Origin of the sequence: Streptomyces sp. NBC_00582, from assembly GCF_036345155.1 — a bacterium.
Lineage (GTDB): Bacteria > Actinomycetota > Actinomycetes > Streptomycetales > Streptomycetaceae > Streptomyces.
This window is the reverse complement of record NZ_CP107772.1, coordinates 3,031,412-3,050,263: the sequence shown is the minus strand read 5'-3', so window position 1 is coordinate 3,050,263 and position 18,852 is coordinate 3,031,412. Positions and strand designations below refer to the sequence as shown.

19 protein-coding genes are annotated in these 18,852 nt (G+C 73.7%); 8 read left to right on the top strand and 11 right to left on the bottom strand.

All coding sequences use genetic code 11. From position 1 onward, the window contains the following. Window positions 1–30: 30 nt before the first annotated feature. The gene (locus OG852_RS13195; protein WP_067229335.1) at window positions 31–693 is read right to left on the bottom strand and encodes a helix-turn-helix transcriptional regulator; all 663 of its coding nucleotides are present in this window, start codon (window positions 691–693) and stop codon (window positions 31–33) included. A 323-nt stretch (window positions 694–1,016) separates the two neighbouring features. Then, window positions 1,017–1,685, bottom strand: coding sequence for a DUF3000 domain-containing protein (locus OG852_RS13190; RefSeq protein ID WP_133914631.1), 669 nt, complete (start codon window positions 1,683–1,685; stop codon window positions 1,017–1,019). A gap of 184 nt (window positions 1,686–1,869) precedes the next feature. On the opposite strand from OG852_RS13190, the gene hemE reads away from it, so the two are divergent. From hemE to OG852_RS13175, 3 genes are all read left to right on the top strand, one after another. Then, entirely contained in the window at window positions 1,870–2,937 is a 1,068-nt protein-coding gene (gene hemE / locus OG852_RS13185; RefSeq protein WP_330348019.1) for a uroporphyrinogen decarboxylase, read from the top strand. Window positions 2,938–3,056: 119 nt separating this feature from the next. Beyond that, window positions 3,057–4,742: a SulP family inorganic anion transporter gene (locus OG852_RS13180; RefSeq protein WP_133914629.1), complete on the top strand. Its 1,686-nt coding sequence runs from the start codon at window positions 3,057–3,059 to the stop codon at window positions 4,740–4,742. A gap of 52 nt (window positions 4,743–4,794) precedes the next feature. After that, a complete protein-coding gene (locus OG852_RS13175; protein ID WP_133914628.1) occupies window positions 4,795–5,145 on the top strand; it encodes an ArsR/SmtB family transcription factor in 351 nt (116 codons plus the stop codon). 97 nt (window positions 5,146–5,242) lie between these two features. Here the strand turns inward: OG852_RS13175 and OG852_RS13170 are convergent, their stop codons facing one another. Next, a complete protein-coding gene (locus tag OG852_RS13170) occupies window positions 5,243–6,055 on the bottom strand; it encodes a rhomboid family intramembrane serine protease (RefSeq protein WP_133914627.1) in 813 nt (270 codons plus the stop codon). Window positions 6,056–6,180: 125 nt separating this feature from the next. Here OG852_RS13170 and OG852_RS13165 point away from each other — a divergent pair, with 125 nt between their 5' ends. Further along, complete coding sequence (locus tag OG852_RS13165; protein ID WP_133914626.1) at window positions 6,181–6,450, top strand: hypothetical protein; 270 nt, start codon at window positions 6,181–6,183, stop codon at window positions 6,448–6,450. 79 nt (window positions 6,451–6,529) lie between these two features. Here the strand turns inward: OG852_RS13165 and OG852_RS13160 are convergent, their stop codons facing one another. Both OG852_RS13160 and OG852_RS13155 read right to left on the bottom strand, forming a co-directional pair. Beyond that, on the bottom strand, window positions 6,530–7,915 hold the full coding sequence (locus tag OG852_RS13160) for an FAD-dependent oxidoreductase (RefSeq protein WP_133914625.1): 1,386 nt from the start codon (window positions 7,913–7,915) through the stop codon (window positions 6,530–6,532). A 27-nt stretch (window positions 7,916–7,942) separates the two neighbouring features. Then, entirely contained in the window at window positions 7,943–8,911 is a 969-nt protein-coding gene (locus OG852_RS13155) for a DUF4349 domain-containing protein (protein ID WP_330348018.1), read from the bottom strand. A gap of 160 nt (window positions 8,912–9,071) precedes the next feature. Here OG852_RS13155 and hemG point away from each other — a divergent pair, with 160 nt between their 5' ends. Continuing rightward, window positions 9,072–10,529: a protoporphyrinogen oxidase gene (gene hemG, locus OG852_RS13150; RefSeq protein WP_330348017.1), complete on the top strand. Its 1,458-nt coding sequence runs from the start codon at window positions 9,072–9,074 to the stop codon at window positions 10,527–10,529. Between the two features lie 5 nt (window positions 10,530–10,534). Further along, entirely contained in the window at window positions 10,535–11,266 is a 732-nt protein-coding gene (gene hemQ, locus OG852_RS13145; protein WP_133914622.1) for a hydrogen peroxide-dependent heme synthase, read from the top strand. Between the two features lie 66 nt (window positions 11,267–11,332). Here hemQ and OG852_RS13140 read toward each other — a convergent pair whose 3' ends face one another. From OG852_RS13140 to OG852_RS13120, 5 genes are all read right to left on the bottom strand, one after another. Continuing rightward, window positions 11,333–12,937, bottom strand: a complete 1,605-nt coding sequence (locus OG852_RS13140) for an alpha/beta hydrolase (RefSeq protein WP_330348016.1) — start codon at window positions 12,935–12,937, stop codon at window positions 11,333–11,335. Window positions 12,938–13,070: 133 nt separating this feature from the next. After that, complete coding sequence (locus tag OG852_RS13135) at window positions 13,071–13,862, bottom strand: TIGR04222 domain-containing membrane protein (protein ID WP_133914620.1); 792 nt, start codon at window positions 13,860–13,862, stop codon at window positions 13,071–13,073. 90 nt (window positions 13,863–13,952) lie between these two features. Then, the gene (locus OG852_RS13130; RefSeq protein WP_133914619.1) at window positions 13,953–14,660 is read right to left on the bottom strand and encodes a DUF4142 domain-containing protein; all 708 of its coding nucleotides are present in this window, start codon (window positions 14,658–14,660) and stop codon (window positions 13,953–13,955) included. Window positions 14,661–14,717: 57 nt separating this feature from the next. Then, window positions 14,718–16,220: a DUF692 domain-containing protein gene (locus OG852_RS13125; RefSeq protein WP_330348015.1), complete on the bottom strand. Its 1,503-nt coding sequence runs from the start codon at window positions 16,218–16,220 to the stop codon at window positions 14,718–14,720. Window positions 16,221–16,351: 131 nt separating this feature from the next. Continuing rightward, on the bottom strand, window positions 16,352–17,047 hold the full coding sequence (locus tag OG852_RS13120; RefSeq protein WP_330348014.1) for an aminoacyl-tRNA hydrolase: 696 nt from the start codon (window positions 17,045–17,047) through the stop codon (window positions 16,352–16,354). Between the two features lie 92 nt (window positions 17,048–17,139). Here OG852_RS13120 and OG852_RS13115 point away from each other — a divergent pair, with 92 nt between their 5' ends. Together OG852_RS13115 and OG852_RS13110 are read left to right on the top strand one after the other, a co-directional pair. Further along, entirely contained in the window at window positions 17,140–18,006 is an 867-nt protein-coding gene (locus OG852_RS13115) for an ATP-binding cassette domain-containing protein (protein ID WP_133914617.1), read from the top strand. After that, window positions 18,003–18,674 carry an ABC transporter gene (locus OG852_RS13110; RefSeq protein ID WP_133914616.1) on the top strand — a complete coding sequence of 224 codons (672 nt, stop codon included), beginning with the start codon at window positions 18,003–18,005 and terminating at the stop codon, window positions 18,672–18,674. Before OG852_RS13115 ends, OG852_RS13110 begins: the two co-directional genes overlap by 4 nt. On the opposite strand, the gene OG852_RS13105 is transcribed toward OG852_RS13110, so the two are convergent. After that, on the bottom strand, window positions 18,666–18,845 hold the full coding sequence (locus tag OG852_RS13105) for a hypothetical protein (RefSeq protein WP_133914615.1): 180 nt from the start codon (window positions 18,843–18,845) through the stop codon (window positions 18,666–18,668). The genes OG852_RS13110 and OG852_RS13105 overlap by 9 nt on opposite strands. Between the last annotated feature and the right edge of the window lie 7 nt (window positions 18,846–18,852).

The following is an 18,852-nucleotide window of genomic DNA, read 5'->3' as shown; positions in this document are numbered from 1 at the left end:
AGTCAGAGCGAATCCCGCGGGTTGCGGTGGTCAGTGGATGATGCCGGTCCGCAGGGCCACCGCCACCATCCCGGCGCGGTCGCCCGTGCCGAGCTTGCGGGCGATACGGGCGAGGTGGCTCTTCACGGTCAGCGCGGACAGTCCCATCGAGACGCCGATCGCCTTGTTCGACTGGCCTTCGGCGACCAGGCGGAGCACCTCGACCTCGCGGCCGGAGAGCTCGCGGTAGCCGCCCGGGTGGCTCGGGGCACCCGGGGGGCGGCGGTGCAGCCGGGCGGCGGCCGCTCCGATGGGGGCGGCACCGGGCCGGGTGGGGAGCCCGACGTTGGTGCGGGTGCCGGTGACGACATAGCCCTTGACACCGCCCGCGAGGGCGTTGCGCACGGCGCCGATGTCGTCGGCGGCGGAGAGGGCGAGCCCGTTGGGCCAGCCCGCGGCGCGGGTCTCGGACAGCAGGGTGAGACCGGAGCCGTCGGGGAGATGGACGTCGGCGACGCAGATGTCTCGGGGGTTGCCGACGCGGGGACGAGCCTCCGCGATGGACGAGGCCTCGATGACATCGCGCACACCGAGCGCCCACAGATGGCGGGTGACGGTGGAACGCACGCGCGGGTCGGCCACGACCACCATGGCGGTGGGCTTGTTCGGGCGGTAGGCGACCAGGCTTGCGGGCTGCTCGAGGAGAACGGACACCAGGCCTCCTGGGTGGGGGACGGAGCCGGTTCGGGGGCTTGTGGGGAGAGAGTCGCCGGGACGAACCGTGCTTTCAAGGTCACAGTCGTCTTCGGCAGCGCACCCGGGGTCCTTTAGAAAATGATCACGATCTAGTGAGTAACAATCCGTGCAATTCGGACACGCGATCGATCATCCGAAGATCGAATCGGTTTGGGTGGATGCGGTCCGGGATCGAAAGTGGCCGTATCGACAAAGAGATGGTCAATCAGGACGGCCAAATGGGTCGGTCGCCGTTTCCCGGCGACCGACCCACTCGTACAGCCCTGTGTTCTCCGGACCGCTCAGCGCGTCTGCGGCCCCCGCCGCTGCGGCAGCGTCACCACCGAGGCGTCACCCGGCCCGGCCGGCGGCAGCCCCGCGACCTGCGCCAGCAGATCGCACCAGGACGCCAGATGCGCCGCCGCGTCCGGCACCCCGCCCAGCCCCTCGCGGGGCGACCAGGAGGCCCGGATCTCGATCTGCGAGTTCGCCGGCCGCTCCGCGAGACCGCCGAAGAAGTGCGAGCTCGCCCGGGTGACCGTCCCGCTCGGCTCTCCGTACGCGAGGCCGCGCGCCTGCAGCGCACCGGTCAGCCAGGACCAGCACACCTCCGGCAGCAGCGGGTCGGCCGCCATCTCCGGCTCCAGCTCGGCCCGCACCAGCGTCACCAGCCGGAACGTCCCGCGCCAGGCGTCGTGCCCGTCCGGGTCGTGCAGCAGCACCAGCCGGCCGTCGGCCAGGTCCTGCTCGCCGTCCACGACGGTCGCCTCCAGGGCGTACGCGTACGGGGCGAGCTTCTTGGGCGCCGGGGCGGGGTCGACCTCGATCTGCGGCCGCAGCCGCGCCGCCCTCAGCGCGTCGACGGCGGCCCGGAACGCCGGCGGTGCCGACCTGCTCCCATCGCGGTCCCCCTCACTCGCCTCGTCCATCCCGCCAGCGCCGTCCGACAGTCGTCCCTGAGCCGCAGCCATGCGGGGAAGATTAAGGGGAACGACGGCCTCGCGCAGGGCAAGACACCCGCGCGGCCCCCGCGGGCGGCTGCGCGTTGGGCGAACACGCGCCCCGAACGCAAGGGCCGAACGGGTGGCTCGCGGGCACGGCGGGAGACGGGTGCGGCGGCGCCGCCGGCTGCGGCGCCGTGCGAGACTTGCCGTCGTGAGCGTGAACGAGAGCCCCGCGGGCCGGCAGCCGACAGCGACGTACGACAGCCCCTTCCTGAAGGCGTGCAGGCGGGAACCCGTACCGCACACCCCCGTGTGGTTCATGCGTCAGGCCGGGCGCTCGCTGCCGGAGTACCGCAAGGTCCGCGAGGGCGTCCCCATGCTGGAGTCGTGCGCACGGCCCGAGCTGGTCACCGAGATCACCCTCCAGCCCGTGCGCCGGCACAACGTGGACGCGGCGATCTACTACAGCGACATCGTCGTCCCGCTCAAGGCCATCGGCGTCGACCTCGACATCAAGCCGGGCGTCGGCCCGGTCGTCGAGAACCCGATCCGCACCCGCGCCGACCTCGCCCAGCTCCGCGACCTCACCCCCGAGGACGTCTCCTACGTCACCGAGGCGATCGGCCTGCTCACCGCCGAGCTCGGCGCCACCCCGCTGATCGGTTTCGCGGGCGCGCCGTTCACCCTCGCGAGCTACCTCGTCGAGGGCGGCCCGTCGCGCACGTACGAGAACGCCAAGGCGATGATGTACGGCGACCCGGAGCTCTGGGCCGACCTGCTCGACCGTCTCGCCGAGATCACGGCCGCGTTCCTGAAGGTCCAGATCGAGGCGGGCGCCAGTGCCGTCCAGCTCTTCGACTCCTGGGCCGGCGCCCTCGCCCCCGCCGACTACCGCCGCTCGGTGCTGCCCGCCTCCGCGAAGGTCTTCCGGGCGGTCGAGTCCTACGGCGTCCCGCGCATCCACTTCGGCGTCGGCACCGGTGAGCTGCTGGGGCTCATGGGCGAGGCCGGCGCGGACGTCGTCGGTGTCGACTGGCGCGTCCCGCTCGACGAGGCCGCCCGCCGGGTCGGCCCCGGCAAGGCGCTCCAGGGCAACCTCGACCCGACCGTCCTGTTCGCCGGCACCGCGGCCGTCGAGGCCAAGACCCGCGAGGTCCTGGACGCGGCCGCCGGTCTGGAGGGCCACGTCTTCAACCTCGGCCACGGCGTGATGCCGTCCATCGACCCGGACGCGCTCACCCGCCTCGTGGAGTACGTCCACACGCAGACGGCGCGGTAGGCGGCGCCGACGGCGCGCGCGGGTTTCCCGGGCCGTCGCCGGACGATGAATTGCAAAATTTCGCAATTGGTTAGATGCTCTGTTCTTCATACTCGCAAGGGTGAGGAGGGCGAGGGGTCGTGCCGGTTCCGCTGACGTCGTTGCTGCCCGGTCGTGCCGCTCTGGCGGACATACGGCGGGACCCGCGCCGCGATCTGCTCGCGGGGCTGACCGTGGCGATCGTCGCGCTGCCGCTCGCGCTCGGTTTCGGAGTGTCCTCGGGACTGGGCGCGCAGGCGGGCCTGGCCACCGCGGTGGTCGCGGGCGCGCTGGCCGCGGTCTTCGGCGGTTCGAATCTGCAGGTCTCCGGACCGACGGGTGCGATGACGGTCGTCCTCGTACCGATCGTCGGCCGGTACGGTCCGACCGGGGTGCTGACCGTCGGACTGATGGCGGGCGTGATGCTCGTGGCCCTGGCCGTGCTGCGGGCGGGCACCTACATGCAGTACGTGCCCGCCCCCGTCGTCGAGGGCTTCACCCTCGGTATCGCCTGTGTGATCGGGCTCCAGCAGATCCCGAACGCCCTCGGTGTGGCCCCACCCGAGGGCGACCGGGTCCTGGTGGTCGTCTGGCGGGCCGTCGAGGAGTTCGCGAAGGCGCCGAACTGGACGGCGACCGGCCTCGCGGTGTCCGTCGCCGTGGTCATGCTCGCCGGGGCCCGATGGTGGCCGACGATCCCCTTCTCCATCGTCGCGGTGATCGCCGCGACGGTCGTGGCCCAGGCCGCGGGCATGGACGCGGCGCGGCCGATCGGCGAGCTGCCGTCCGGCCTGCCCGCTCCCTCCCTCTCCTTCCTCGACCCGGGCGCCCTCGGTTCCCTGCTTCCTTCCGCCGTCGCGGTCGCCGCCCTCGCCGCCCTGGAGTCCCTGCTGTCCGCCTCGGTCGCCGACGGCATGACCGTCGGGCAGCGGCACGACCCGGACCGGGAGCTGTTCGGGCAGGGCCTGGCGAACATCGCCGCCCCGCTGTTCGGCGGTGTCCCGGCGACCGGTGCCATCGCACGCACCGCCGTCAACGTCCGGACGGGCGCGACCTCCCGGCTGGCCGCGCTCACCCACGCCGCGATCCTCGCCGTCATCGTCTTCGCCGCCGCGCCCCTCGTGTCCAGGATCCCCCTGGCCGCGCTCGCCGGGGTCCTGCTGGCCACCGCGATCCGCATGGTCGAGGTCGGCTCCCTGAAGGCCATGCTCCGGGCCACCCGCTCCGACGCGCTGATCCTCGTCCTCACCGCGGTCGCCACTCTCGCCCTGGACCTCGTCCAGGCGGTGATCATCGGCCTGGTCGTGGCCGGCGCCCTGGCCCTGCGCGCCGTCGCCCGACAGGCCCGTTTCGATCAGGTCCCGCTGGACCGGGGCGACCACAGTGCCGAGGAACACGCCCTGCTGGCCGAGCACATCGTGGCGTACCGCGTCGACGGGCCGCTGTTCTTCGCCGCCGCGCACCGCTTTCTGCTGGAGCTGACCGACGTCGCCGACGTCCGGGTGGTGATCCTGCGCATGTCCCGGGTGTCGACCATGGACGCCACGGGCGCTCTCGTCCTCAAGGACGCCGTGGAGAAGCTGAGACGGCGCGGCATCCTCGTCCTCGCCTCCGGGATACGCACCGGTCAGCGCCAGGTCCTGGACTCCGTCGGCGCGCTGGAGCTCCTGCGCCACGAAGGCCGGGACCACGACACCACCCCGGAGGCGATCCGGGCCGCCCGTGAGCACCTGGAGACGGCCGGAGTGCTGCCCTCGGGTCCGCAGGCGACTTCGCACAGTTGCTAACGTTGGCAATTGCCGAGTTCATGTGTTCGGTTCCACGGGTGAGGACGGTCCGGTGAGTACGCCGCTGTACCAACTGAAGGCAGAGTTCTTCAAGACGCTCGGGCATCCGGCACGCATCCGGGTCCTGGAGCTGCTGAGCGAGCGCGAGCACGCGGTGGCGGAGATGCTGCCCGAGGTGGGCATCGAGCCCGCGCACCTCTCCCAGCAGCTCGCGGTGCTGCGGCGGGCGAACCTGGTCGTGACCCGCAAGGAAGGCTCGACCGTCCACTACTCCCTGACCAGCCCGCACATCGCCGAACTCCTGCGGGTCGCCCGCACCATCCTCTCCGGGGTCCTGGCCGGACAGGCCGAGCTGCTCGCCGACCTCCGGGCGACCCCGGGGCAGGGCGGGCCGGGGCGCTAGGGGGTGTTTCGAAAGTCCCGCACCGCACCCGCGGTGCGGGACTTTCGAAACACCCCCTAGACCTGCCCCGGGGTCGCCCGGGCGGAGGGAGCCGCGTTCACCCCGTGTGCCGGGGCCGGGCGCGCCTGCCGAACAGCAGCCCGCGCGGCTCCGGGGGCGGTGGGGTGCCCGGCTTGAGCGGCCAGGCCAGCAGCATGCCGGTGAGGAAGCCCACGACGTGCGCCGCGTACGCCACCGTGCCCGCGCCGGAGACGCCCTCGCCGGAGGAGTAAACGGCCTGGAGCGCGAACCAGAACCCCAGGACCAGCCACGCCGGCAGCCGCAGCGGCAGGAAGACCAGGAACGGCACCAGCACCCACACCCTGGCCCTCGGATACAGCACCAGATAGGCGCCCAGCACCCCCGCGATCGCCCCGGACGCGCCGATCAGCGGGTCGGTGGAGTCGGCGTTCAGCACCGCGAAGCCGTACGACGCCGCATAGCCGCAGGCGACGTAGAACAGCGCGAAGCGGACGTGGCCCATCCGGTCCTCGATGTTGTTCCCGAAGATCAGCAGGAACAGCATGTTGCCCAGCAGGTGCAGCCAGCCGCCGTGCAGGAACATCGCCGTGAACACGCTCAGCACCGGCGACTTGACGTAGTCGGGCGGGCCCAGCGCGCAGCCGTCGCCGCGCACCCCGCCCGTCGGCACGAGCTGCGGGAGCTGATCGTGGATCAACTCGCGCGGTACGGCCGCGTAATGCTCCAGGAAGGCGTGCAGATGGCAGGTCTGCGCCAGCGCGCTGTCGCCGGCCACCGAGCCCGACAGGCCCGGCATGAACCAGAAGACCAGCACGTTCGCCGCGATCAGCGTGTACGTCACCACGGGCGTGCGGCGCACCGGGTTCACGTCATGGACGGGGATGACCACAGGGAAGTACTGCCCCCGATCCGTTCGTCGAATCGGTGAACGCGCCCCGCCGTGGCCCCGTATGAACCGGCAACCGCCCGCGGCCCGGGGAAGGCGGACCGCGGGGACGACGTGAGGAACAGGCGATGAACGACCGAGTTACCCCCGCGATGCACGCCACGCCCGACGGCGAGGCCGAGATCGCCCTGGTCATCCGACTGCCCTGGGAGGACGTGGCCCGGCTCGGTCAGGAGGCCGGGCGGCTCGCCTCCCAGATGCAGCGCCCGGTGACGCTGGACGAGGCCGTGTCGCACCGGCTGCGGTCGCGACCTGCGGCTGCCGCGCACGCGAAGCCGGCGGAGCAGGTGGCCGCGGCCGCGCAGGTCTCCGCGTTGCCGCGGCTCGGTACCGCGTAGGGGCGAGGTTCCGTGCGGGTGCGTGGGGCTGCTGGTCGCGCCCGCGGCGGAGCCGCACATCGACATGGCCCCCGCGCCCCTAGGGGGTCGCGCGCACCTTGGTCGCAGCCTTTCGGGCCGCCACCAGGACCGGGTCCCAGACCGGGCTGAACGGTGGGGCGTAGCCCAGGTCCAGTGCCGTCATCCGTTCCACCGTCATGCCCGCCGTCAGCGCCACCGCCGCGATGTCGACGCGTTTCGCCGCGCCCTCCCGGCCGACGATCTGGACGCCGAGGAGCCGGCCGGTGCGGCGTTCGGCGAGCATCTTGACCGTCATAGGGGAGGCGCCGGGGTAGTAGCCGGCCCGGCTGGTGGACTCCACGGTGACCGTCTCGTACTGGAGGCCGACCCTGCGCGCGTCCTTCTCGCGCAGGCCCGTGCGGGCGATCTCCAGGTCGCAGACCTTGCTCACGGCGGTGCCGACGACACCCGGGAACGTGGCGTAGCCGCCGCCGGCGTTGGTGCCGATGACCTGGCCGTGCTTGTTGGCGTGGGTGCCCAGGGCGATGTGGCGCTCCTGGCCGGAGACCAGGTCGAGGACCTCCACGCAGTCGCCGCCCGCCCAGATGTCCCGGTGGCCGCGCACCCGCATCGCCAGATCGGTGAGGAGCCCGCCGTGCGCCCCGAGGGGCAGCCCGGCGGCCGCGGCCAGGGTGGTCTCGGGGCGGACCCCGATGCCCAGGACGACCACGTCCGCCGGGTACTCGGCGTCCTTCGTGACCACCGCCCGCACCCGGCCGTCCGCGTCGGTGGGCAGTTCGGTGACCTCGGCGTCGTTGACCATGGCGATGCCGAGGCCCTCCATCGCCGTGTGGACCAGGCGGCCCATGTCCGGGTCCAGGGTCGACATCGGTTCGCTGCCCCGGTTGACGACGGTCACCTCGTAGCCGCGGGTGATGAGCGCCTCGGCCATCTCCACGCCGATGTAGCCCGCCCCGACGACCACGGCCCGCTTCCCCCGCGCGCGGGCCAGCGTGTCCAGCAGGGCCTGACCGTCGTCGAGGGTCTGCACCCCGTGTACGCCCGGCGCGTCCACGCCCGGCAGATCCGGGCGGACCGGGCGCGCTCCCGTCGCGATCACGAGTTTGTCGTACGACGTCCAGGACTCCGCCCCGGAATCGACGTCACGCGCGCGTACCCGCCGTCCGGGCACGTCGATCTCCACGACCTCGGTGCGCAGCCGCAGATCGATGTCGCGCGCGCGGTGCTCCTCGGGGGTGCGGGCGATCAGGTCGTCCCGGTCGGTGACGTCGCCGCCCACCCAGTACGGGATGCCGCACGCGGAGTAGGACGTGAAGTGGCCGCGCTCGAAGGCGACGATCTCCAGTTCCCCGGGCCCCTTGAGGCGGCGGGCCTGGGACGCCGCGGACATGCCCGCGGCGTCCCCGCCGATCACGACCAGTCGTTCCCGTGCAGGCATGCTCATACGAACACGCTACGGGGGAGGCGGACTTCAGTCCCGCTCGGGGCCGTCCGCCGGGCCGGTTCCGGCCCCCGCGCCCACGCCGGCCGCCGGGTCCGCTGCGGGCAGGGTGCCCCTCGTCCGGCGGCGCGGGCGCGCCAGCCGCAGCCAGGCCACCACGAGCACCACGGCCACCACGAGGAACGGCAGCACCGCGCCGAAGACGACGGCGATCCAGCGCAGCAGGGTCACGAACGCGCCCCAACCGCCCGCCAGCGCGTCCAGGAACCCCGGGTCGTCGTCGGCGGCTGCGGCCTTCGGGGCCGGCTTCTCCGACAGGCTCAGCGTGATCGTCGCCAGGCTGGTGCGGTCCTTCAGCGACGCCTGCTGGGCGAGCAGCGCCTCCAGATCGGCCTCACGGCTGCTCAGTTCACCCTCCAGCGTGACCACGTCACTGAGTTTCGTGGCCCGGTCCATGAGGTCACGGACCCGCGCGACACTGGCCCGCTGCGTCTTGATGCGGCTGTCGACGTCGACAACCTGGTCGGTGACGTCCTGCGCCTTCGCCGTGCGCTCCAGCAGCTCGCCCGCGCCCTGGAGCTCGGCGAGGACGTCGTCGTACCGCTCGACGGGCACCCGCAGCACCACCCGGGTGCGCTCGGTGCCGTCCTCGTCCCGGCTCGTGGACTCGTTCCCGACGTAACCGCCCGCGCTCTCGGTGGTCGTACGGGCCTCGTCGAGGGCCTTCGGGACGTCCTTGACCCGTACGGCCAGCGAGGCGGTGCGGATGATCCGGTTCGCGGTGATCTTCGGCGCGGGCGAGGCCTGCGAACCGCTCGCCCCCGCGCCCTCCTTGGCATCCGACTGGACCTCGGCCCCGCCGGCCGCCGCCTTGTCGGCGAGGCTCGCGCCGTCGCCTCCCGAGTCGCTCGCGCCACTGCAGCCGGTGAGCGCGAGCGCGGCGGCCAGCAGGATGCCGGCCAGCGCGTGGACCGGCCGTACGGAACGTCGTGCGTGCATGTGGACGTACCCCCCGAGGGTTGTGACGACTGACGCTCCTTCGACGCCGGGGCGGCCCGGGACGTTGGACGGAACAGGTTCCGAAGCGGTCACGGTCGGGACTCGGTGGGGCCACATGGCCCTGGCGGCGGTGTCGGTGGGGTCTGAGAGAGTGGAGGGCATGAGCGCAACGGGTACGCGTGCGGGGCAGCACGTCGTCGTCATCGGGGCCGGGATCGCCGGCCTGGCCGCCGCCCACCGGCTGCTGGAGCGCGGGGCGCGGGTGACCGTGCTGGAGGCGTCCGGGCGGGTCGGCGGCAAGCTGCTGCCCGGCGAGATCGCGGGCGTCCGGGTGGACCTCGGCGCCGAGTCGCTGCTCGCCCGCCGCCCCGAGGCGGTCGCCCTCGCGCGCGCGGCGGGACTGACGGACCTGTTGCGGCCGCCCGCCACCGCCACCGCCTCGATCTGGACCCGCGGCGCCCTGCGCCCCATGCCCAAGGGCCATGTCATGGGCGTCCCCGGCACCGCGGCGGCCCTGTCCGGCGTGCTGTCCGACGAGGGCCTCGCCCGCATCGAGCGGGACGCAGACCTGCCGCGCACGGAGGTCGGCGAGGACGTGGCGGTCGGGGAGTACGTGGCGGCGCGCCTGGGCCGCGAGGTCGTCGACCGCCTGGTCGAACCCCTCCTCGGCGGGGTGTACGCCGGGGACGCCTACCGCATCTCGATGCGCTCGGCCGTACCGCAGCTCTACCGGGCGGCGCTCACCCACACCTCGCTCACCGAGGCCGTCCGCGAGATCCAGGCCGAGGCCGCCGCGAGCCGGCAGACCGGGCCGGTGTTCATGGGTGTCGAGGGCGGAGTGGGCCGGCTGCCGCTCGCGGTCGCGGAGTCGGTCCGCGCGCGGGGCGGCGAGATCCACACGCGCGTGCCCGTCACCGGGCTGCGCCGGGAGCCCGCCGGCGGCTGGCGGGTCACCACCGGCGAGCGGGCGCTGCACGCGGACGCCGTCGTCGTGGCCGTGCCCGCGCCCGCCGCCGCCGCGCTGCTGGCCGCCGAGTCCCCGGAGGCCGCCGCCGACCTGCGCGCCGTCTCGTACGCCTCGATGGCTCTGATCACCCTCGCCTACCGCCGCTCCGAGGCCGCCCTGCCCGAGGGCAGCGGCTTCCTCGTGCCGCCCGTCGACGGCCGCACCATCAAGGCGTCCACGTTCGCCTCCCAGAAGTGGGGCTGGATCGCCGAGGACGACCCCGAGGTGTGCGTGCTGCGCACCTCCGTCGGGCGGTACGGCGAGACGGAGATCCTCGGCCGCGACGACGCCGACCTCGTCGAGGTCTCCCGGCACGACCTGCGCGAGGCCACCGGCCTGACCGCCGTCCCGCTGGAGACCCGGGTCACCCGCTGGACGGACGGCCTGCCGCAGTACCCGGTCGGCCACCACGCGCGCGTGGCCCGCATCCGCGAGCACGTCGCCAAGCTGCCCGGCCTCGCGGTGTGCGGCGCGCAGTACGACGGCGTCGGCGTCCCCGCGTGCATCGCGAGCGCCCACGCGGCCGTCGACCAGATCCACGGCGACCTGAGCGCCGTACAGGAGCTCACCGCCCACCCGGTGCAAAGTCTGCACGGCGGAGCAGGAGAATGAGAACCATGAGTGACGACGCCCCCACCACCGAGTCCGGCAGGATCCCGAACAAGGGCAAGCTGGCCAAGGACCTGAACGAGGTCATCCGCTACACGCTGTGGTCGGTCTTCAGGCTGAAGGACGTGCTCCCCGAGGACCGCGCGGGATACGCCGACGAGGTCCAGGAGCTGTTCGACCAGCTCGCCGCCAAGGACATCACGATCCGCGGCACCTACGACGTGTCCGGTCTGCGCGCCGACGCCGACGTGATGATCTGGTGGCACGCCGAGACCAGCGACCAGCTCCAGGAGGCGTACAACCTCTTCCGCCGCACCCGGCTGGGCCGCGCCCTGGAGCCGGTCTGGTCGAACATGGCGCTGCACCGCCCCGCCGAGTTCAACCGCTCGCACATCCCGGCGTTCCTCGCCGACGAGACGCCCCGCGACTACGTGAGCGTCTATCCCTTCGTCCGCAGCTACGACTGGTATCTGCTCCCCGACGAGGACCGCCGCCGGATGCTCGCCGACCACGGCAAGATGGCCCGCGGCTACCCGGACGTCCGCGCCAACACGGTCGCGTCCTTCTCCCTCGGCGACTACGAGTGGATCCTCGCCTTCGAGGCCGACGAGCTGTACCGCATCGTCGACCTCATGCGCCACCTGCGCGCCTCGGAGGCCCGGATGCACGTCCGCGAGGAGGTCCCGTTCTACACGGGCCGCCGCAAGTCGGTCGCGGACCTGGTGGCCGGCCTCGCGTAAGGCGCCCCGCCAGGGGCGCGGGGAACTGCGCGACCGGCCACCACGGACCCGCAGTTCCCCACGGCCTCACCTCGAGGCGCTCGCGGTGGGCGCCGAGTGCCCCGCACAGGCGGTCTGCCGCACCGGCACCCGGTCCTCCAGCAGATACGCCTCGACATGCCCGTTGACGCAGGCGTTCGGCCCTCCGGCGATCCCGTGCGTCCCGGAGTCCCGCTCGGTCACCAGCACCGACCCCGACAGACGGCGGTGCATCTCCAACGCCCCGTCATAGGGCGCGGCGGCATCCCGCTCGGCGGCGAGGATCAGTGTGGGCGGCAGCTCACCGGGCCCGGTCCGCACATCGACAGGCCGCTGACGCGGGGCGGGCCAGTAGGCGCACGGCAGGTTCGCCCAGACGTTGTCCCAGGTCTCGAACGGCGCGATCCGCGCGAGCCGGGTGTTGTCCCGGTCCCAGACCTTCCAGTCCGTCGGCCAGGGCGCGTCGTTGCACTCCACGGCCGTGTAGACGGCGGTGGAGTTCTCCGACTCGGCCGCGGCCTCCGTCACCGGCCCGGCCTGGGCGATGAGCTCCTTCGGGTCGCCCTTCAGATACTCCGCGAGCGCCCGCGCCCGGTGCGGCCAGTAGTCGTCGTAGTACCCGGTCTGCAGGAACGCGCTCTGGAGCTGCGCCGGCCCGACCTTCCCGCCGGCCGGCTCCGCGGCCAGCCGGGCGCGGGCCCGCTCGTAGCTGTCCAGCACCTTCTCGGGTGTGTCGCCCAGCCCGTACACCGTGTCGTTCCTGGCGACCCACTCCCGGAAGTCCGCCCAGCGGCTCTCGAACGCCCTCGACTGGTCGAGGTTGTTGCGGTACCAGATCCGCTTCGGGTCCGGGTTCACCGCCGCGTCGAACACCATCCGGCGTACGTGCGAGGGGAACAGGGTGGCGTACACCGCCCCGAAGTAGGTGCCGTACGACGCCCCCATGAAGGTGAGCTGCTTCTCGCCCAGCGCGGCCCGCAGGACGTCCAGGTCGCGGGCGTTGTTCAGCGAGTTGTAGTGCGGCAGGGCGCCGCCGGCCCGCTGGGCGCAGCCGCGCGCGTACGCCTTCGCCTCGGCGATCCGCTCCCGCTTGTACGACTCGGAGGGATGGGTGGGCGCGGGGGAGGGGCCCTTGAAGAAGTTCTTGGGGTCCTGGCAGGACAGCGGAGCGGAGCGGCCGACTCCGCGCGGGTCGTAGCCGACGAGGTCGTACGCCGCGCCGAGGCGCTTCCACTGCGGGAGCAGGCCGGCCAGCGGGAAGTACAGGCCCGAGCCGCCGGGGCCGCCGGGGTTGAAGACGAGCGCGCCCTTGCGGGGCACCCGGTGCTTGCTGTTGCGCGGGTCCCGGTGGGTGGCCCGGACCCGGCTGACGGTCAGTTCGATCTGCCGGCCGTTCGGCCGCGCGTAGTCGAGCGGGACGCCGACGGTGCCGCACTCCATGCCGCCGGGCAGGTCCTGCGCGTCGGCGCACTTCCCGAAGGCGATGCCCTGCGCGGCGGCCCGGGCGGCGGCGAGCGCGACACCGGCTCGAGCCCCGGCGGCCGTCGGGGAGCCCGGGCGGCCGGGGGTGGTGGGGAGGCCGCCGGCGGGGGCGGCGGAGAGGGTGGTCAGGAGCAGGGCTCCCATGGCCGAGTAGAGCGCGCCAGCTCTCATTCGCGTGTCCCTTCGGTGCGCGGTCGGCGACAAAAGGGATGTTTCGCAGGGCTGTGAGGTGAGGCAAGCACCGCCCGCTGGTGTCGGCGCCAATGCTCCAAGTGCGCCCCCGGGGAGGCGAACGCGCGGGGTCTCAGGGCTCCCGGTGGGCGAACGCGGCCCGTAGGTCGGGCTCGTCGAGCGCGTGGATCCCGAGGACGGCCACGGAGGTGAGATACGAACGGTCGTCACCGGCCCCGCCCGTGCCGGCGGCCCGCCGGGCCAGGGCGCCCAGCAGTCGCTGCCCGGCCGGCGACGCCCAGCGCGCGTAGGGGTGCACCTCGACCCGCGCTATCGCCAGGCAGCTCAGCGTGAGCGCCAGCGGCAGCGCGAACCACAGGGCGACCAGCCCGCGCGGCATGCCCGTACCGTCCGACGGCACCGGCATCGACAGCGCGACCGCGCCGACCGCCAGGACGAACCCGGCCGCCAGCCGCACCTGCCGAACCCCGGCCTCGACCGTCGTACGGGCCCCGTCGGGCACCGCGAGACCGGCGCTGACCAGCCGGTCGGCGAGCCCCCGCACGGCGTCCGCGGCCGCCGCCTCGGCCCGCGCCGGCGCGATACGGGACTGTCCCTCGGGTCCGATGGCTCCGATCACCGACCGCTCCATCTCGTCCCGCCCGCGCGGGTCCACGACGGTCGCCCAGCCGGTGCGGGCGAGCAGCAGCCGCCGCTGCCGGGCCATCGACACCATCGTCAGATCGGCGACCCGGCCGGGCCCGCCGGACAGGAACGCCGCCTCGTAGAGCGTCAGGTCGTGTCCCTGACCGGCCGTCGCGTCCTCCGTGTCCACGGCCGCCGCACGGACGGCGGCCAGGCACAGCCGGGTGCACGCCGCGCCCGCGACCGCCCAGGCCAGGAGCAGAAGAAGGACCCAGAACATGTCACGTTTCTATGCCGTGTGCACGGGACAACGCCATGCCTTGTTCATCATCCGGACGGAGCGTTGCGGGTATGTGACGTTCCGCTTGGCTCAGGGTGACGGCGTCAGCGGCACCACGACCCCGGGGGTGGCCGTCGGCGAGGGGGTGCCGGTCGCCGCCAGATCCCGGGCCAGGGCCTCGAAGTCGACGTACCCGGTGGCCTCCAGGATCTCGATGTGGTCCAGCACGGTGGTGTTGGCGTCGTCGGCGAGCGCGCGCACCAGCGAGTTCTGGGTGCCGGCCCGTACCTGCGCGACGACCGTGAACACCCGGCCGTGCGCGAGCCGCAGGATGTTGGCGAACTTCCGGTCGAAGTCCACGCCCTGCGCCGCGTTCAGCTCCGCCAGCCACGCCTTCTGCTGGTCGTTGGGCTCGTTCGGCAGACCGAGCCCCAGCTTCGCGGCCACGTCACGCACCCGCTCGTCCAGGAACGTGTGCCCCTCGACGAGGTGCTGCCCGGCGGTGCGTACGGCCGCGGTCGTGCCCTTGCGCTGCGCCAACTGCCCCGCGGGCAGCTCCCACAGCCCGGCCAGCCGCACCTTCGTGACGAACTCCCGGTCGAGCTCGGACAGCGGGCCGTACTGCGTGAGCACGGTCTGCGCGTTCAGTACGTCCGCTCCGGTCGTCGAGGGGCCGGAGTACGAGGCGACGGGGATGAACAGCGCCACACAGGTCGCGGCCAGGCCGACGACGATGACCCCGGTGCCGCTGATGATGCCTCTGCCCTGGACGGGGGGTCGCGGTCGCCTCGGTCGCATACTTGCCTCCTGCACACGGCACCGCACGCCAGTGCGCTTCGGGTGCGAAAAGGCATATTACTGCCCCGGCAACTTAGGCGTGAGGCGGGCCCACGGCGCGGACAGCGGGCGCGTACGGCCCGGCGGCCGACGCCGGATCAGCGCCCGGCCCACCCGCGCCGCCCGTGCCAGCCGCGAACCCGACCGCGGGGCCGGCCCCGACCGGTCCAGCCACCACGTGCGCAGCTCCCGCCGTGTCCGCCCCTCGGCCGGCGTCCCGTCCAGCAGCACCTGCTCGACGAAGTCCAGGGCGTCCTGCCGGTAGCCGCCGCGCATCGGACGGGCCTGGGCGTACGCGAGGAACGCCGGGCGGTATCCGTCACCGAGGAGGACCGGCAGCTCCGGCGCCACCTTGGCCACGACCCCGGCCCGCTTCGCCGCGAGCGCCCGCGCCTGCACCCCGATCCGCACCCGGTCGAACCCCTCCGGCACCGGCGTCCCCGCGACCAGCGCGGACAACAGCGCGGCCTGAGCGAGCCCGAGCCGCTGCCGAGTGGTCTCACCGACGACGGCCACGGCCACGTCGGCGCCCTCACGGCGCGGGTCCGCGGGCGCCGCAGGCGCGGGTGCGGGCGACAGGGGCGCGGTCAGAGCGACGCGGTGGCGTGCGGGTGCGACGGCGACGGCGGACCGTGCCCCCCGTCCCGCCCGGGCGTCCTGGCCGAGTCGTATCAGCTCCCGCTTGACCGCGCGGCGCTCGCCGTCCCGCAGGGCGGTCCCGATCGCGTCCAACTCCAGCTCCAGAACGGCCGGTTCGGGGAAGTTCTCGTCGCGCTCCAGGAGCACCCCGGGTGGCGAGACCCGGGAGGCGAGGTCGGTCAGGATGTCGAGGACGGGGCGCGGCACGGGGTGGGCGTGGCTGTCGTGCCAGACGCCGTCCCGTTCGAACCCGCCCGCGACATGCACGTAGGCGATGGCCTCCAGGGGCAGCTCGTCGAGCGCCTTGGCGGGATCCTCCCCGCGGTTGACCTGGTTGGTGTACAGGTTCGCCACGTCGACGAGCAGCCGTACGCCCGTCCGGTCCGCCAGCTCGTACAGGAACTGCCCTTCCGTCATCTCCTCGCCCGGCCAGGCGATCAGCGCCGCGATGTTCTCGACGGCGAGCGGCACGGGCAGCGCCCCCTGCGCGATGCGCACGTTCGCGCAGAGCACGTCGAGGGAGTCCCGGGTCCGCGGCACCGGCAGCAGGTGCCCGGCCTCCAGCCGCGGGGTCGCGGTCAGCGGGCCGCCCGCGCGGACGAACGCGATGTGCTCGGTGACCAGCGGCGATCCCAGGACCCCGGCCCGCTCCGCCAGCGCCGCGAGCCGACCCTCGTCCGGCCGCTCGGCGCCGCCGAGCCCCAGCCCGACCCCGTGCGGGACGACGGTGACCCCGCGCTCGCGCAGCCGCACCAGGGACGCGGGGAGGTGTCCGGGGCAGGTGTTCTCCGCCACGACCTCGACCCAGTCGATCCCCGGCATCCGCTCCACGGCGTCCGCGATCTCCGGCCGCCAGCCGATGCCCGTTCCCAGTCGCACCATGGTCACCGCCTCCTTGGTCCCCCTCGGTGGTGACGGGGGTATGACCCCGCCGCCGAGCGCCGAACCACGCCGCCCCCACCTTCAGAGCAACATTTGAGGTTCGGCCGCCGTCGGCCGACGCAAGCCCGGCTTCAGCGCAGCGCCGGATGGTCCGCCACCACCGTGCAGCTCCCCGGAGCGATCTCGGTGAACCCGGCGTCCCGCACCAGCGGCAGCCCGCTCGCCGTCAGCTCCCGCCACCGCTCGGGAGCGGCGGTCCGCACGGCCAGCGCGAACCCGGACGCACGCCAGGCGCTCCGCTCCTCCTGCGACAGCTCCCACCAGGCGAGCTGGGCACCGTGCCCGGCCTGGGCCATCGCCTTGCCGGCGGACATGTCGAGCTCGGGGTTCAGCCAGATCACCGGCACGCAGGGGTCGGCGTCGGCCGGGGGTTCCGGGTCGTCGAGCTCGGTCCCGGACACCTGGAGCCGGGCCAGATCCTTCGGCCACCCGTCCAGCGGCACGGGCGGGAACACCCGCACCTCGGCCGCCTTCCCACTGACGGTGACCCCGTCCAACGCCTCGGCCCGCCGCCACTCGGCCCCCCGGGCCCGCCGTACGACCTTCCGGATCCGCGCGTCCTGCCAGTCCCGCACGGCCTGGGCCCAGGCCCCGTCGTCCAGTGACCGCTCGTCACTGAGCATGACGAGCACGGCCCGAGCGGCGGTCTCCAGCGCGTCGGTACGAGCGGGCGGCGCGGCCTTCTCCACCCGCACGACGAGGGGGAGGACGTACTGCGGGGCCTGGTCACGGGGGTTCGGCTCGGTCTGAAAGGGACTCTCACTCACAGGCGCAGGCTACTGGACCCACTCGTGGGCGCGGGAAACCGCGCGACCGGCCACCTCCCACCCGCACCCGCCGTACGACACCATGAACCCCCATGGACCGTGCCCTACGCCTGACCAACGCCGGCCGCCGCTACGGCTTACGCGGCCCCTGGGTCCTCCGCCATGTGACCCTGGACCTGCCGCCCACCACCCTCACCCGGGTAGAAGGCCCCAACGGCACCGGCAAATCCACCCTCCTGCGCCTCCTCGCCCGCGTGGACGCCCCCACGGAGGGCCGGGTGAGCGGCCACCCCCGCACCGCCTACGTCCCCGAACGCTTCCCCGCGGCCCTCCCCTTCACCGCCCTCGACTACCTCACCCACCTCGGCACGATCCACGGCCTGCCCCGCCCCTCGGCGGAGCGCGCCGCGGGCGACTGGCTCGACCGCTTCGGCGCGACCGCCCACGCCCGCACCCCGATGTCCCAGCTGTCCAAGGGCAGCAGCCAGAAGGTCGCCGTGGCCCAAGCGCTGCTCGCCGAACCGGAGTTGCTGATCCTGGACGAGGCCTGGACCGGCCTGGACACCGACGCGCGCGCCGAACTGGAGCGGGCGGTCGCCGAACGCACGGCCGCCGGCGCCGCCGTCGTCTTCGTCGACCACGACCCCCGCCGCCTCTCCGGCACGACGGACGCGGTGTACACGGTCCGCGACGGCACCCTCCACCGCCGTACCGCCGAAGGCGACGGGCCGTCCGCCGCCACCGAGGGCCCGCACACGACGATCGAGGTCCGGGGCCCCGCACCGCTCCCGCCGGAAGCGGCCCGCCTCGCCACGACCACCGCGGAGACGGCCGACCGCGCCCACCGCCTCGTCGTCCCCGCCTCCCACTCCGACGTCGTGCTCCGCGCCCTGCTGACCGCCCGCCCGCCGTACCACGTGGTGAGCGTGCGCCCGTCCGATCCCGAAGGCCGTCGATGACCGCCCTGCTGCGCTACCAGACCGCCCTGCTCCTGCGCTCCCAGCGCTGGCTGCCGCCGTTCCTGCTGTACGTCGTCTTCCTGGGTGTCGGCGTGCAGGGCGGCCAGCCGCTGCTGGACTCGCTCGGCTGGACGTCCGCCGTACTGCTGCCCACGGCCGCCTGGCTGGTGCGGATCTGTGTCACCGGCGAACCCCCGGCCGCCCGCACCGTCGTGGCGGCCGCGGCGGGGCCCGCGCGGGCGCACCTCGCCGCGGTCCTGACCGCACTGGGCGCGGCCACGCTCCTCGGCACGGTCGCCACGGCGGCGGTCGTCCTCGTCAGCGACCCGGTCGGCGCCGACCACCAGCGCCGTATCCCCGTCCCCGAGGCCACCGCGGCCGGTCTCCTCACCGCCCTGATCTGCGCCCTGCTCGGCACGGCCGTCGGCGCGCTCACCGCCTGGCCCGTCCTGCGCTCCACCGGCCGGGCCGTCCCGGCGCTGCTGCTGGCGACCCTGCTGGCCCTCGTGACGAGCGGTTCCCCGGCGCACGCGGCGGTCACCGGCCTGGTCACCGGCTCCCGCTCGGCGACGGTCGGCCTCCCACTGCTCCCCCTGGCCGCGGCCGTGGTCGCCACGGCGGCGGCGATCGCGGCGGCCTGCGCCCTCACCTCCCGCAGATCACCCTGAACAGGCGGTCCGCTGTGCCTCCTGCCACTCGCAGACGGGGCACAGCGTGATCCCCTTGTACGACTCCGGGTACTCGGTCGGCTCCCGGCACAGCACACACTCGGCATACGGCGGCCCGTCCGCCTTCGGCGGCTTGGTCGCGTCGATCAGACAGTAGGAGTCCTCACTCATACCTCCA